Genomic DNA, 15,170 nt, shown 5'->3' with positions numbered 1-15,170 from the left:
TCGATCCAGACGGATTACCTTAGGAGCACCAGCATGACTAACAAAATCATTCTTGCCCTCGAAGCAGAGCAGATGACCAAAGAGATCCCTACCTTTGCCCCGGGCGACACCATTGTCGTTCAGGTGAAAGTGAAGGAAGGCGACCGCGCTCGTCTGCAGGCCTTTGAAGGCGTTGTAATTGCCAAGCGTAACCGTGGCGTGAACAGTGCTTTCACTGTTCGTAAAATCTCCAACGGTGTTGGCGTTGAGCGTACTTTCCAGACCTACAGCCCGCAAATCGACAGCATGGCTGTGAAACGTCGCGGTGACGTTCGCAAGGCCAAACTGTACTACCTGCGTGACCTGTCCGGTAAAGCAGCTCGCATCAAAGAAAAACTGTCCTGATACCGTTTTTCGATGCATAAAAAAAGCAGCCTTCGGGCTGCTTTTTTGTTGTCTGGTGTTTAATGATCCACCTTTACGTATCCGCACAAATTTCGAGTGACCATGCCTGCGATCGACCACCCGCTTATCGACCAGTTTCTAGATGCCCTCTGGCTTGAAAAGGGCCTGTCCGATAACACGCGCGACGCCTATCGCAGCGACCTTGCCCTGTTCCACGGCTGGCTGCAGGAGCGCGGTATCGATCTACCCAGTGCCGGGCGTGAGGCGATTCTCGATCACCTGGCATGGCGCGTGGATCAGGCCTACAAACCTCGCTCTACCGCGCGCTTCCTGTCAGGTGCCCGTGGCTTCTATCGTTACCTGCTGCGTGAAAAATTGATCGCGGTCGATCCTACTCTGCAAATCGACATGCCACAGCTGGGCAAGCCTTTGCCCAAATCGTTGTCCGAGGCCGACGTTGAAGCGTTACTGGCCGCCCCTGACCTGAGTGAGCCTATTGGCGAGCGTGATCGCGCCATGCTTGAGGTGCTGTATGCGTGTGGTTTACGGGTAACCGAATTGATCAGCCTGACCTTGGAGCAGGTCAATCTGCGGCAGGGCGTGTTGCGTGTGATGGGCAAGGGCAGCAAGGAGCGTCTTGTGCCTATGGGAGAGGAAGCCATTGTCTGGGTCGAGCGCTACATGCGCGGTGCCCGCGACGAGTTGCTGGGCGGCCGGCCCAGCGATGTACTGTTCCCCAGCCAGCGAGGCGAGCAGATGACCCGACAGACGTTCTGGCATCGTATCAAGCATCAGGCGACCGTTGCCGGTATCGGTAAATCCCTGTCGCCACATACCCTTAGGCATGCGTTCGCCACTCATTTGCTCAACCACGGGGCCGATCTTCGCGTGGTACAGATGCTCTTGGGCCACAGCGATCTCTCCACCACACAGATTTACACCCATGTAGCCCGTGCACGGCTGCAGGAAATGCATGCCAGGCACCATCCTCGCGGATAGTTTCGGTTGCAAATTACCCTGCGTCTGGCGGTCGTCCGGGTCGGTGTTACAGGGCTTATGTGATAGGCTTTGCCGGTTTCGCAGAACCAGACCGAGTGTCATTGTTTGCGCAGTGTTCCGTCTGTCCGCCGTCATAGGAGTTTTCATGCGCTTGCCCCAGATTTTTGTTGCTGCCGTCGTTGCACTGGCCGGCACGTTCAGTACCTTTGCCCAAGCCGATGCAACCGCTGATCAGGCTATCCGCAAGACCCTTGATACGCTTCAGCTTGAGCTGCCGGTCGAAAGCATCGCGCCAAGCCCGCTGAATGGCCTGTACGAGGTCAAGCTCAAAGGCGGCCGCGTTCTGTACGCCAGTGCAGACGGCCAGTTCGTGGTTCAGGGCTACCTGTTCCAGGTCCAGAACGGCAAACCGGTCAACCTCACCGAGAAGACCGAGCGTCTGGCCATTTCCAAAACGATCAATGCCATTCCGGCCAACGAGATGGTGATTTACCCGGCGGTGGGTGAAACCAAATCGCACATCACTGTGTTCACGGACACCACCTGCCCCTATTGCCACAAGCTGCACGAAGAAGTGGGCGAGTTGAACAAGATGGGCGTCGAAGTTCGCTATCTGGCGTTCCCGCGTCAGGGTCTGGGCTCGCCGGGTGACCAGCAGCTGCAGGCGGTCTGGTGCTCCAAAGACCGTAAAGGCGCGATGGACCGCATGGTCGATGGCAAGGACATCAAGGCCGCCAAGTGCGACAACCCGGTCACCAGGCAGTACGAACTCGGCCAGTCAATAGGTGTAAATGGTACGCCGGCAATTGTTTTAGCCGATGGTCAGGTAATTCCGGGCTACCAGCCTGCCGCTCAGGTTGCCAAACTGGCACTTGGCGCCAAGTAATTTCGAGTCGGCGCGCAAGCCCTGCACGCTGACGCGGCGGCCTTGCCGTCGTCTCGCTAACCTCTGGTCGCGTGGAGACACGCGCCTGTTTTCCACGGTCGATTCAGGATCGGCCGTTTTTCGGGGAGTTCATCAGTGAAACCGGTCAAAGTAGGCATATGTGGGCTGGGTACTGTCGGTGGCGGTACTTTCAACGTACTCACGCGTAACGCCGAGGAGATTGCCCGCCGTGCCGGGCGCGGAATCGAGGTTGCGCAGATCGCGGTTCGTACACCAAACCCCAACTGCCAGATTGCCGGTACGCCTACGACCAGCGATGTGTTCGCCGTCGCGAGCAATCCTGAAATCGATATCATCGTCGAACTGATCGGCGGCTACACCATTGCCCGTGATCTGGTCCTCAAGGCCATCGAAAACGGCAAGCACGTGGTCACCGCCAACAAGGCCCTGATCGCCGTTCACGGCAACGAGATCTTTGCCAAGGCTCGCGAGAAGGGTGTCATCGTTGCCTTCGAAGCCGCCGTTGCCGGCGGCATCCCGGTTATCAAGGCGATTCGTGAAGGCCTCTCGGCCAACCGCATCAACTGGGTGGCTGGCATCATCAACGGCACCGGCAATTTCATTCTCACCGAGATGCGCGAGAAAGGTCGTACCTTCCCCGACGTGCTCGCTGAGGCTCAAGCGCTGGGCTACGCCGAAGCCGACCCGACGTTTGACGTGGAGGGCATCGACGCTGCGCACAAGCTGACGATCCTGGCGTCCATTGCGTTCGGCATCCCGTTGCAGTTCGACAAGGCCTACACCGAAGGCATTACCAAACTCACCACGGCGGACGTGAACTACGCCGAAGCGCTGGGCTATCGCATCAAACACCTGGGCGTTGCCCGCAGTACTGCGCAGGGAATCGAACTGCGCGTCCACCCGACGCTGATCCCGGCCGACCGCCTGATCGCCAACGTCAATGGCGTGATGAATGCGGTGATGGTCAATGGGGATGCGTCGGGGTCGACACTGTTCTACGGCGCAGGTGCCGGCATGGAGCCGACGGCTTCCTCGGTCGTCGCCGACCTAGTGGATGTCGTGCGTGCCATGACGTCCGACCCCGAAAACCGTGTGCCGCATCTGGCCTTCCAGCCCGATTCGTTGTCGGCTCACCCGATCCTGCCGATTGAAGCATGCGAGAGCGCGTATTACCTGCGCATCCAGGCCAAGGATCACCCAGGGGTACTGGCGCAAGTGGCGAGCATTTTGTCCGAGCGTGGCATCAATATCGAATCGATCATGCAGAAAGAAGTCGAAGAACATGACGGTCTGGTGCCGATGATTCTGCTGACGCACCGCGTGATCGAGCAGCGTATCAACGACGCCATTGAAGCGCTGGAAGCCTTGCAGGACGTGGTAGGCCCGGTCGTTCGTATCCGTGTTGAACATCTGAATTAACTCAAGCTGCGAGCCTGCTGCTACAGACGGCAGGCTTGTAGCTCAAACCAAAGGTTTGATGCCATGCGCTATATCAGTACTCGCGGCCAAGCGCCTGCTCTGAATTTCGAAGACGTCCTGCTGGCCGGGCTGGCCACAGATGGCGGCTTGTATGTGCCGGAAAACCTGCCGCGCTTCACGCAGGAAGAAATCGCTTCCTGGGCAGGTCTGCCATACCACGAACTGGCGTTCCGGGTGATGCGTCCTTTCGTGACGGGCAGCATCCCGGATGCCGATTTCAAACAGATTCTTGAAGAAACTTACGGCGTGTTCTCCCACAGCGCCATTGCACCGCTGCGTCAGTTGAACGGTAATGAGTGGGTGCTGGAGCTGTTTCACGGCCCGACGCTGGCCTTCAAGGATTTCGCGCTGCAACTGCTCGGACGTCTGCTGGATTACGTGCTGGCCAAACGTGGCGAGCGTGTGGTCATCATCGGCGCTACCTCCGGTGATACCGGTTCTGCCGCCATTGAAGGCTGCCGTCGCTGCGACAACGTGGACATCTTTATCCTGCACCCGAACAACCGCGTGTCGGACGTCCAGCGCCGTCAGATGACCACGATCTTCGGGGACAACATCCACAACATCGCCGTAGAAGGCAATTTTGACGACTGCCAGGAGATGGTCAAGGCCAGCTTCGCCGATCAGAGCTTTCTCAAAGGCACGCGTCTGGTTGCAGTCAACTCGATCAACTGGGCGCGGATCATGGCCCAGATCGTTTACTACTTCCATGCGTCGCTGCAACTGGGCGGTCCGGCACGTTCGGTGTCGTTCTCCGTACCGACCGGCAACTTCGGCGACATCTTCGCCGGTTACCTGGCCCGCAACATGGGGCTGCCGATCAATCAGTTGATCGTCGCCACCAACCGCAACGACATCTTGCACCGCTTCATGAGCGGCAATCAGTACGTCAAGGAAACCCTGCACGCCACGCTGTCGCCGTCGATGGACATCATGGTGTCGTCGAACTTCGAGCGCCTGCTGTTCGACATGCATGGTCGCAACGGTTCGGCCATTGCCGGTCTGATGAACAACTTCAAGCAAGGCGGCGGCTTCAGCGTCGACGAAGAACGCTGGACCGAGACGCGCAAGCTGTTCGATTCGTTGGCCGTTACTGACGAACAGACCTGTGAAACCATCACCGACGTCTACGCCAAAACCGGCGAGCTTCTGGATCCGCACACTGCGATTGGCGTCAGAGCCGCGCGTGAATGCCGCCGCAGCCTGGATACACCGATGGTGATTCTGGGGACCGCTCACCCGGTCAAATTCCCTGAAGCGGTTGAAAAAGCCGGTGTAGGAAAAGCGCTAGAGCTGCCTGCACATTTGTCTGATTTGTTCGAGCGTGACGAACGCTGCACAGTCCTGCCAAACGACCTGAAAGCCATACAGGCTTTCGTCAGCCAGCACGGCAACCGCGGAAAACCGCTCTGACGGAATCGTCGTGTAACAACTTTAGGCCCGCCCCTCGGCGGGCCTTCTTGTTTCTACGTGCCAAACTTCAGGAGTTTTCAGCCCATACAGATGAGTCAGTCGTTGTGAAGCAAGCACGTATGCAAGGCATTGTCAGGGTGACAGGCAAGGTGATGGGTGATTGGGTCTGGTACGCGATACTGTCTGTGCTGATGCTTGTTATCGCTCAGTCAGCCAAGGCTGCGCAGAGCCTGCCCTTCAACCTGGCCGCCCCCTTTCTGGCCACTCAGGATCTGCCTCTGAATGCATCGGACCGGCAATGGCTCGAGCAGCGCAAAAATATTAGAGTCGGCATCGCCATTGCCGACTACGAACCTATCGATATCACCAGTGACCGCAATCGCTACCAAGGCATCAGTGCCGATTACCTGGGGCTGGTCGGCGACCAGTTGAATGTGTCGATGCAGGTCAAGGGGTTTGCCCAGCGTGAAGAGGCCATCGAGGCACTGCGCAAGGGCGATATCGATGTCCTGACCAGTGCCAACGGGTTCGAGCGGGGCGTCAAAGGGCTCGCTTTCTCAACGGAGTACATGCCTGATCGTTCCGTCGTTGTGGGGCGCGGAAACGATGTCAGTCCCTCGTTGAGCCTGGCCGACAAAAGAGTTGTACTGCTGGACGGCTACGCGGACCTCGGCGTTGTGCATCGTATCTATCCGAACAGCGAAATCGTCATCGCCCCCAACCTCTACAGCGCGCTCGAAGCCTTGAGTCAGGGAGAGGCGGACGTGTTCATCGGTAACGAAGTCATTGTCCGCTCCTACATCGCGTTGCGCCCTTACCTTGGCCTGCAGATCAAGTTTGAAAGTGCATTGCCGCCCGTTGGCTTCGCGTTTGCGGTGCGCGAGCAGGAACAGCGGCTGCTCGGGCTTATCGACCGTGCCCTGGCCAGCATCGAACCGTCGGTTTTCCGCGAAGTGATCGGTCGCTGGACGGTAGGGTTGGGAGCGGATCTGGCCGGGCAGCGTATCAGCCTCACAGGTGCCGAACGACGCTGGATCGTCAAGCATCCCAGCGTGACGGTATCGACCACCCAGCACCCGCCCTATATCTACAAGGACAAGAACGGTCATTGGGTGGGGCTCAATGTTGATGTGTTGGCGCGTATCTCGCGTATGACGGGGCTGCAATTCATTCACCGTGAAGTGGCTTCCACGCAGCAGAGCATCGAAGCGCTGCGCGCCGGTATGGCGGACATGAACACCACGCTGGCCGAGAACCCGGAACGTCGCCGCTTTCTGGATTTCACCTATTCCTTTGGCGGCAACAGTTGGGTGTTCGTGGTGCGTTCTGGTAGCCCCGCTGACGTTTCACTCGCCAGCCTGGAAGGCCAGGTGCTTGCCTTGCCCGCCCGCCACGCCCTTGAAGATCAGATCAGGCGCGAATACCCGTTGATCCAGCTCAAACTCACCAACACCTATGAGCAGGCCCGGGCAATGGTGGAAAGCGGTGTAGCCGATGCAACTATCCAGAATGAGGCAGGTGCCTACCTGTATCCGGCAGGGCAACTGAAGGTCGCCCGCAGCGTGGATGGGAAATGGTCACCGGACCGTTTCTCGGTGATCAAGTCACAGCCTGAACTGCTTGGCATTCTCAACAAGGCACTTGAAGAGTTTCCGGTCGCCGAGTTGCGTTCCATTCGGGTCAAGTGGCTGGGTTCCACGTTGCCTCAACCTTCGCTCTGGAACCGTATACCGCAATGGGTTTTCTGGGTGGTGGTCGTGGCAGTGCTGGTCGGTTTGGTGTCGCTGGTCTGGAGCGGCAGATTGAAGGCGCAGATTCGTCAGCGTCTCCAGGTGGAGCGACAGCTAAGCGACCAATTGGCGTTCAAGCGGGCGCTGCTCGATGGCATTCCAAATCCCATCTATGTGCGCGACCTCAAGGGGCGTCTGATTTCCTGCAACCGAAGTTACGAGGACAGTTTCAATGTCAGTTTCGAGCAGATGAATGGCCGACGTCTGACGGACGTTGACCTGATTCCTCGCTCGGTGGCCGAACAGATGCAAGCCGATTACGTAAGACTGCTGGATGACCATCAGCCGATCTTTGCCGACCGCATGATGGAACTGCATGGCAAGCGCGTCGATGCCTGGCAATGGACAGTGCCCTTCTTCGGGGCCGACGGACAGTTGCAGGGCCTGCTCGGCGGCTGGATCGATATCACCGAACGCAAGCGCCTGGAACAGCAACTTGAAGAGGCATTGCGCAAGGCCGATCAGGCCAACGAGGCCAAGAGCGCTTTTCTGGCCGCCATGAGCCATGAGATTCGTACGCCGATGGGCGCGATCATCGGTTTGCTGGAGCTTGAGTGCGCGCAGGCTTTACGCCTTGGCCAGCAGCCTTCCGAGGCGTTAAAGGTGGCGCATCGCTCGGCTCAGGAACTGGTGGTACTGGTGGGTGACAGCCTCGATCTGGCCAGGATTGAAGCCGGTGGCATGCAGCTTTCGCTGGCGGTGACGTCTTTGCAGGGCTTCTTTGAGGGAATCGTTCAGCTGTTTGCCGCTCAGGCCCAGGCAAAGGGCCTTTCCCTTCGTCTGGACGTTGCCGAAGAGGTGAAAGGCGATTATTGGCTGGATCCCATGAGGTTGCGTCAGGTGCTGCATAACCTGGTGGGTAACGCGCTGAAGTTCACTCGTCACGGTTCGGTGGTAGTGACCGTGCAGGCAAGCGAGGCATCTTCTTCATGTGAAGCCGATGAATCGGAGCGTCTGTGTATCTGCGTGCAGGACAGTGGCGTAGGTATCGAGCCCGAGCGTCAGCAGCAGGTGTTCCAGCCGTTTACCCAGGCCAGTGACGACACCGCCTCCCGTTACGGTGGTACAGGGCTGGGCCTGAGTATTTCCCGGCAGTTGGTCGAGCTGATGAAAGGTGATATCAGCCTGCACAGCGAGCCGGGGAAGGGCACGCGAATAGCCATCGACCTGCCATTGGCCCGCGTCGAACATACCGGTGCGCCGCAGCCCGGGCAAGACGCTCACGGCGTCATTTCTGATCAGCAAAACCTTTACGTGCTGGTGGTTGATGATCTTTCCGCCAACCGCATGGTGCTGACCCGGCAGCTTGAATTTCTGGGGCATCAGGTCGTGTCTGTGGCGGACGGCGAGAGCGCTTTGCAGGTGTGGCGAGAGGATGAATTCGACGCGGTCATCACCGATTGTAATATGCCCGGTATCAGTGGCTACGCCCTTACACAAGCCATCCGGCGTATCGAGGCTCAAGAGATGCGCCAACGGTGTCCGGTCATCGGCTGCACCGCCAGTGCCCTGATTGATGAAGGCCCGCGCTGTGAACAGTCGGGGATGGACGGGCTGCTGGTAAAACCCTTGTCGCTGGAGCGCCTGTCGGATGAACTGGCGAAATGGGTACGCGAGCCAACGTTCGATGTCCATACATTGCAGCGCATGACCCAGGCCAACGAACAGCAGATGCAGCGTTTGCTGAGCGAACTCTGGAAAAATCTTCTGCACGAACACACCGCCCTTGAAGCTTCCGTTCATGCCCGCGACTGGAACGTGCTGGGCGCCTCCCTGCATCGTCTCAAGGGGGCCGCGAGCCTCGTCAACGCGTTGCCGCTGGCCAGGGCATGTATGGCGCTGGAAGAGAGTGTCAGTCGCGAGGCCGACGCCGAGACGCTTGAGCGCTGGCCCGCGCTGGAAGTCGCCATCGGGCATTTGCGTGCGGACATCGAAGTGCGTCTGGTGACCGTCCCGCAGCGCTCATCCACGTCTGGCTGAGCGGCCGTGCGCAAACCGCACACGTCGATCTGGACGTTTTAGGACTCGTCCTATGGGGCGCACCTCGCAAAGTGCCTAGAGTAGGGTCTTCCCTGGCCGTATGGCTTCTACCCGGTAGGCATGACTGTGCGTTCACTCAAGGTTCTGGTTCTGGAAGATCATCCCTTTCAACTGATGGCGCTGCATCAGATGCTCAACGCCAATCAGATTTTCGATGTAAGAACGGCGGAAAGTGTGGCGGCGGCTCGGGAGTCTCTGAACAGCCGTGGCGCTGTCGATATCGCGATCTGCGATCTGCAGATGGAAGGGCCGGACGGTCTTGAACTGATCCGGTATCTGGCGTCTGAGAAGATGGCCAACGCGCTGATCATACTCAGCAGTACCACGACCTGTGTGCTGGAGGGGGTGGCGCGTCTGGCTGCTGCGCAGGGGCTTGAAGTGCTGGGCTGCCTGCCCAAGCCCGCTTCCGCTGCCGCCTTGCGTGAGTTGTTCGACGCCTATGAACCACAGGTTCTGCGGGTCGAAGAGTCGGCACTAGAGCGCCAGTCTTCGGATACCTTGAGTGCTCATGAACTCTTTGTCGACGCCCAAAACCCTGCCAGTTGCGCGACGCAGTGGATAACCTGGTTCCAGCCCAAAGTTGGCCTCGACGGCACTGTGCTGGGTGCCGAAGCCCTGGTGCGCTGGCAGCACCCCACGCTCGGGCTGCTAGCGCCGGGTCTTTTCATGGACATGGTTCAGGCCGAAGGCCTGATCGAGACGTTGACCTGGCGCGTGCTGGATCAGGCGTTGGCGTTTTCGGCGGGCATGGCAAGGCGACAGGGACAGGCGATGCCGGTGTCGGTGAACATCGCTCCGCAGATGCTTCAGCACGTCGAGTTTGCCGAGCAAGTCATGCAGGCGCTGGCGCGTCATGAGCTGCCTGCCAGTGTACTGACCCTGGAAATCCTTGAGCAGGACACGGATGGAGCGCAGAGCTGGCAAATGGAAGGCCTGTTACGCCTGTGCATGCAGGGCTGCACCTTGTCGATCGACGACTTTGGCATGGGGGCGTCGAACATCGAGCGGCTGTTGCAGTTGCCGTTCAGCGAGCTGAAGATTCCAGCGCCGTTCGTACGGGGGATGGGAGAGGACTCCCGCAAATCCGCTGTGGTCGCCGGTGCAATGGTCATGGCGCAACGCTTGTCCATGACGGTAGTGATCGAAGGGGTCGAGACGCTGGATGACTTTCACAGCCTGCTCACGCTGGGAGCGCCCTCGATTCAAGGGTATTTCATCGCTCGTCCGATGCCCGCCGCAGATTTTGCCAGATGGCTGGCCGAACGCAGTCCAACCGCAGAAACTTTTTAGGCAATCCGCTTACGACAGGCCATGCTCCTGCACGTAGATAAACAGTGCCGCATCGTTGGCCAGGCCCAGCTTGCGCATGGCGCTGACTTTCTGCGCACTGACCGTCTGCTTGCTGCGATTGAGCTGTGTCGCGATCCGGCCCACCGCATGACCGGCGGAAAACAGACGCAACACTTCCATTTCACGGGGCGATAACTGTTCGAGCGGCAGCGGCGTGTCAGGCCCCTGGTGCTGAGCGTCCTGCAACACCCTGCGCACCGAATCGGCTAGAAAAACACGTTTGCGGCGTACGTTTTCGATGGCGGTGGGCAGTTCTCCGGCGACGCTGGCTTTGCTCAGCAACCCCTGCACATTGAGGTCCAGCATGGACTGAAACAGTCCGGCGTTGCTCAACATGGTCACCACCACCACTGGTAAATCGGGGAAGTCGCGCCGGATGCGTTGCAGCAGGCGCAGGCCGTCGTTCTGTTGCTCCACGGGCATCATGAAGTCGGTGACCAGCACATCACAGGCGTGCCTGTTGAGCGCCATGAGCAACTCGTCGGGATTGCTGGCCTGGGCCACGACCACCGCAGCGTGGTCCTGCTCAAGCACCACGCGCAATCCAATCAGGAAAATGGGATGGTCATCAGCCACGATGATGCGCAACGGGTGATCAGTGGACGCGCTCAAGGCAAGGCTCCGTCGGAAGGTGGCTCATGGTATTTCATCTGAAGGCAGTGTTTATGAACGGTGCGTCAACGACTGAGATTTGTCGGAAATTGAGCGTATTTTTGCTGAAAAATCCTACAGTCTGATCGCAATTCGACGAGTTTGATGGCTGTCGTTTTCAAACGATGCGCCCGACAGATTAGTTTTGTCTCGGGTTTTTTCCCTGTCACATTCCACTGGCATGCTCAAATTCAGAAAACGTCGCAATGACTGCGACGGCAGAAAAGAACTTTCTGCTATCGCCGACGGTCATTGATTAGCACCTTTGCATTCAAACTGTTGAGTGGTGATCTAGATGGAAAATATCAGCTTACTGCTAAGCGAAGCGCTGGCTCCTTACAAGGCGTCTATTGGCCAGGCTGGCGCACGTGGCGAACGTCTTGTGACGTTGAAAGATGCAACCGGTGCCTGCGTGATTTCACGCGTATTCACTGCTGATCAGTTGAGCGATAAGCGCCAACTGACGGATGTAGTCGATGGGCTTCACCGGGATCTGATGGTCGCTGAAGGCAGGATCGAGCCGTGCGTGATCGCCGCGATGCGCAACGCCGCCCTGAGCCGGACGTTCGTGGGAACACCCGCGTTCGCTTAGTGGTTTACCGTTTACCTGACAACGCGCACCTTACGTAGCGACGCAAAACGACGGTTTTACAGCCAGTTCCACCCCGGGCAGGTGTGCACGGCTCGGGGTTTGTCTCACATTCTTACTGCTTGTCGAAAATGACCTTCACGTCGCTCAGGTAGCTCTGTTGCTGCTCAGAGTCCAGCCATCGCGCGTAAAACCCCATCAGTGCGCTCTCGCGCAGCGTGCGCATCTCGCGATTGATGAGCTGCATGGCATGTTTGCCTTCAGGCGTGTCGCTGCAGCCGATATAGGCCAGTTGATACAGCGGGTTGTCGGCGATCGGCAGAAACACTAGCTCCTGCGGGTCAATGCCTTGTTGCATCGCTTGATAACGCACTTCGAACCAGAAACCGAGCAAACCGTCCAACCGCCCGGCACGCGCCATCTGCAACAGGCTGCCGACGGCGTCACTGCCATAATGCAAGCTCAGTGTCTGCTCATCGCTTTCATCAAGCGTCTTGTCGATCAATCCCCCGTAACTGCGTTCTGCAACCACGCCCAGTTTGACGGTCTCGCTGGCCATCAGCGCCTGAAGATTGATTTGGCCCTGCGAGATAAAAGGTTCGAACCTGCCCAAGTGTTCCTTGCGCACGATAAGGCCGCTGCTGAACAGGACGAAGATCGGGATGGAATAAATGATGGTTCTGGCACGTTCCTGCGTCCACAGCATGGTCGGATCACAGCTCAGCGCAGCCCCGTCGTTGAGCATCTGCATGGCTCTGGCCCTGTTCACATGCATCAGCACGTGATCGTATTCCGGCATTCTGGCCGTCAAGATAGGCATGAGTTGATCGATGGCACCCTGGCCCTGCATCGTGCCTGCAAAAAGGGTCGAGGGCGGCAGGTCGCGCAGCAACCAGGTCAACGTTTCCCGCGCCTGACTTGCGTTGGGCACAGCGAACCAGAGGAGCGCCAGCAACAGGTGGGGCATTGCGCGATACGGGGCACGAAGCGTCATTCGTCTGTCCTTTGCTCGAAGATGTCGTAGGCCGATGGTGTTCAAAGACAGGTTTTTGAGTCGCACTGCGACGTCGACGTCACATATTGCTGCGGTCTGGCGTTAATGAGGCTATCCGATTTTGCTTATCCGGCAAGTGGACGGGCTGACTCGGTTGCAGTCGCCAGGCCAGCTCATACTCGAGCCGATTCGTTCAAGGGCCTCTGCATCGGTTAGACTTGGCGCCTTTCCTCCAGACTCTAGAAGCCCGTTCATGGCCCAGCCGTCCACGACCTACAAATTCGAACTGAACCTGACCGATCTTGACCGGGGCGTTTACGAAACCGTCAAGCAGACTATCGCCCGTCACCCTTCCGAAACCGAAGAACGCATGACCGTGCGTCTGCTGGCGTATGCCTTCTGGTACAACGAGCAGCTTTCGTTCGGTCGCGGCCTGTCTGATGTAGACGAACCGGCGCTGTGGGAAAAAAGCCTGGATGATCGTGTGCTGCACTGGATCGAAGTGGGCCAGCCCGACGCCGACCGCCTGACGTGGTGCTCGCGCCGCACTGAGCGCACCAGCCTGCTTGCCTATGGCAGCCTGCGCGTATGGGAAGGCAAGGTCATCCCCGCGATCAAGAACCTGAAGAACGTGAACATCGCGGCGGTGCCGCAGGAAATTCTGGAAGTGCTTGCCAAAGATATGCCACGCGTCATCAAGTGGGACGTGATGATCAGCGAGGGCACGGTGTTCGTCACCGACGACCGTGGCCAGCATGAAGTCCAGTTGCAGTGGCTGACCGGCGAACGTGGCTAAGCCCCGTTCGGCATAGCCCGAATCATGATCACCGATACACACTAGAGAATCAGCTGACCCGCATGCGCATCGAACCTCGTCTGTTGCCTGACACCCTGCCTTTTCTGGGCGATCTTCCACCGCTGCTCACTCGTCTCTACGCGGCGAGGGGGGTGGCCAGTGAAGCCGAGCTGGACAAGGGGCTGGCGCGGTTGATCCCGTATCAGCAACTCAAGGGCATCGACGCCGCCGTGGACCTGCTGGTGACCGCATTGCGTGAGCGCCAGCGCATGCTGATCGTCGGCGACTTCGATGCCGACGGCGCAACCGCAACCACGGTCGGTGTACTGGGGTTGCGCCTGCTGGGCGCCGAACATGTCGATTACCTGGTCCCGAACCGTTTCGAGTATGGCTATGGCTTGACGCCGGAAATCGTCGAAGTTGCGCTGCAGCGCAAGCCGCAGTTGTTGATCACGGTGGACAACGGGATCTCCAGCGTCGAGGGCGTGGCGACGGCCAAGGCAGCGGGCTTGCAGGTGCTGGTGACCGATCACCATTTGCCTGGGCACGAACTGCCGGCGGCGGATGCCATCGTCAACCCGAATCAGCCAGGCTGCACGTTCCCCAGTAAATCACTGGCGGGGGTCGGGGTTATTTTCTATGTGTTGATGGCGCTGCGTGCCCGCTTGCGTGAAACCGGCTGGTTCGAAAGCGCTCAACGTGTTCAGCCCAATCTGGGCGAACTGCTGGATCTGGTGGCGCTGGGCAGCGTGGCTGACGTGGTGCCACTGGATGCCAACAACCGCATTCTGGTGCATCAAGGCCTGATGCGTATTCGCGCCGGTCGCGCGCGTCCCGGCTTGCGTGCGATTCTTGAAGTGGCCCGGCGCGAGCCTTCGCGCATCACCTCCACCGACCTGGGCTTCATTCTCGGTCCGCGCCTGAACGCGGCGGGCCGGCTGGATGACATGAGCCTGGGGATCGAATGCCTGCTGTGCGAAGACCCAACCCTGGCGCGGGAAATGGCGGTGCAACTGGACGAGTTGAACCAGGACCGCAAATCCATCGAGCAGGGCATGCAGCGTGAGGCGCTGGCTCAGCTCAAGGACTTGCCCGTGGAATCCATGCCGTTCGGCCTGTGTCTGTTCGAGCCGGATTGGCACCAGGGGGTGATCGGCATCCTTGCCTCTCGCATGAAAGAGCGCTATCACCGCCCAACCATCGCGTTCGCCAGCGCAGGGGAGGGGGTGCTCAAGGGGTCGGCTCGTTCGGTACCCGGCTTCCATATTCGTGACGCGCTGGACGCTGTGGCGGCGGCTCATCCGACGCTGATCAGCAAGTTCGGAGGGCACGCGATGGCGGCGGGGCTTTCGTTGCCTGAAGAAAACTTCCCGGCGTTCGCCGAAGCGTTCGATCAGGAAGTACGGCGTCAGCTCGACGAGCAGGACCTGACCGGACGTTTACTGTCGGACGGCCCGCTGGCGGCAGAGGAGTTTCACCTTGAGCTGGCCCGCGCGCTGCGTAATGCCGGTCCCTGGGGGCAGCACTTCCCCGAGCCGTTGTTTCATGGTGTGTTCCAGTTGGTGGAGCAGCGTGTGGTGGGTGAGCGGCATTTGAAGATGGTGCTCAAGACCGAATGCGGCAGCGTGAAGCTGGACGGTATTGCCTTCAGCGTAGACCGTGACATCTGGCCCAACCCTACTATTCGGTGGGTCGAACTGGCTTACAAGCTAGATCTCAATGAGTTCCGTGGCAATGAAACCGTGCAGTTGATGGTGGTACACCTCGCGCCACGTTGA

Annotated in this window: 12 protein-coding genes; 10 read left to right on the top strand and 2 right to left on the bottom strand. The window is 58.9% G+C overall.

Going from position 1 to position 15,170, the window contains the following annotated elements:
- The first annotated feature begins 33 nt into the window (after positions 1–33).
- The 7 genes from rplS (at position 34) to ALP40_RS08710 (ending at position 10,302) form a co-directional block, all read left to right on the top strand.
- Positions 34–384, top strand: a complete 351-nt coding sequence (gene rplS, locus ALP40_RS08740; RefSeq protein WP_002552524.1) for a 50S ribosomal protein L19 — start codon at positions 34–36, stop codon at positions 382–384.
- Between the two features lie 102 nt (positions 385–486).
- The gene (xerD, locus tag ALP40_RS08735) at positions 487–1,383 is read left to right on the top strand and encodes a site-specific tyrosine recombinase XerD (protein WP_122207927.1); all 897 of its coding nucleotides are present in this window, start codon (positions 487–489) and stop codon (positions 1,381–1,383) included.
- 145 nt (positions 1,384–1,528) lie between these two features.
- Entirely contained in the window at positions 1,529–2,269 is a 741-nt protein-coding gene (dsbC, locus tag ALP40_RS08730; RefSeq protein WP_122207894.1) for a bifunctional protein-disulfide isomerase/oxidoreductase DsbC, read from the top strand.
- Positions 2,270–2,404: 135 nt separating this feature from the next.
- On the top strand, positions 2,405–3,709 hold the full coding sequence (locus ALP40_RS08725; RefSeq protein WP_122207893.1) for a homoserine dehydrogenase: 1,305 nt from the start codon (positions 2,405–2,407) through the stop codon (positions 3,707–3,709).
- Between the two features lie 63 nt (positions 3,710–3,772).
- Positions 3,773–5,182, top strand: coding sequence for a threonine synthase (gene thrC, locus ALP40_RS08720; protein ID WP_122207892.1), 1,410 nt, complete (start codon positions 3,773–3,775; stop codon positions 5,180–5,182).
- Between the two features lie 152 nt (positions 5,183–5,334).
- On the top strand, positions 5,335–8,952 hold the full coding sequence (locus ALP40_RS08715; protein ID WP_183136021.1) for an ATP-binding protein: 3,618 nt from the start codon (positions 5,335–5,337) through the stop codon (positions 8,950–8,952).
- A 120-nt stretch (positions 8,953–9,072) separates the two neighbouring features.
- Positions 9,073–10,302 carry an EAL domain-containing protein gene (locus ALP40_RS08710; protein WP_122207891.1) on the top strand — a complete coding sequence of 410 codons (1,230 nt, stop codon included), beginning with the start codon at positions 9,073–9,075 and terminating at the stop codon, positions 10,300–10,302.
- A gap of 9 nt (positions 10,303–10,311) precedes the next feature.
- Here the strand turns inward: ALP40_RS08710 and ALP40_RS08705 are convergent, their stop codons facing one another.
- Complete coding sequence (locus ALP40_RS08705) at positions 10,312–10,974, bottom strand: response regulator transcription factor (RefSeq protein WP_122207890.1); 663 nt, start codon at positions 10,972–10,974, stop codon at positions 10,312–10,314.
- Between the two features lie 334 nt (positions 10,975–11,308).
- Here ALP40_RS08705 and ALP40_RS08700 point away from each other — a divergent pair, with 334 nt between their 5' ends.
- Complete coding sequence (locus ALP40_RS08700; protein WP_122207889.1) at positions 11,309–11,605, top strand: DUF3509 domain-containing protein; 297 nt, start codon at positions 11,309–11,311, stop codon at positions 11,603–11,605.
- A gap of 112 nt (positions 11,606–11,717) precedes the next feature.
- Here the strand turns inward: ALP40_RS08700 and ALP40_RS08695 are convergent, their stop codons facing one another.
- Positions 11,718–12,596 carry a TIGR02285 family protein gene (locus ALP40_RS08695; protein WP_122207888.1) on the bottom strand — a complete coding sequence of 293 codons (879 nt, stop codon included), beginning with the start codon at positions 12,594–12,596 and terminating at the stop codon, positions 11,718–11,720.
- A 253-nt stretch (positions 12,597–12,849) separates the two neighbouring features.
- Between ALP40_RS08695 and ALP40_RS08690 the strand changes: the two genes are divergently transcribed.
- Positions 12,850–13,392 carry a YaeQ family protein gene (locus ALP40_RS08690; RefSeq protein ID WP_122207887.1) on the top strand — a complete coding sequence of 181 codons (543 nt, stop codon included), beginning with the start codon at positions 12,850–12,852 and terminating at the stop codon, positions 13,390–13,392.
- A gap of 62 nt (positions 13,393–13,454) precedes the next feature.
- Positions 13,455–15,170 carry a single-stranded-DNA-specific exonuclease RecJ gene (recJ, locus tag ALP40_RS08685; protein WP_122207886.1) on the top strand — a complete coding sequence of 572 codons (1,716 nt, stop codon included), beginning with the start codon at positions 13,455–13,457 and terminating at the stop codon, positions 15,168–15,170.

The organism is Pseudomonas viridiflava (genome assembly GCF_003702045.1).
Taxonomy (GTDB): domain Bacteria; phylum Pseudomonadota; class Gammaproteobacteria; order Pseudomonadales; family Pseudomonadaceae; genus Aquipseudomonas; species Aquipseudomonas viridiflava_C.
Note: the sequence above shows the minus strand (reverse complement) of the source record. Positions and strands in the feature narration are given on the sequence as shown.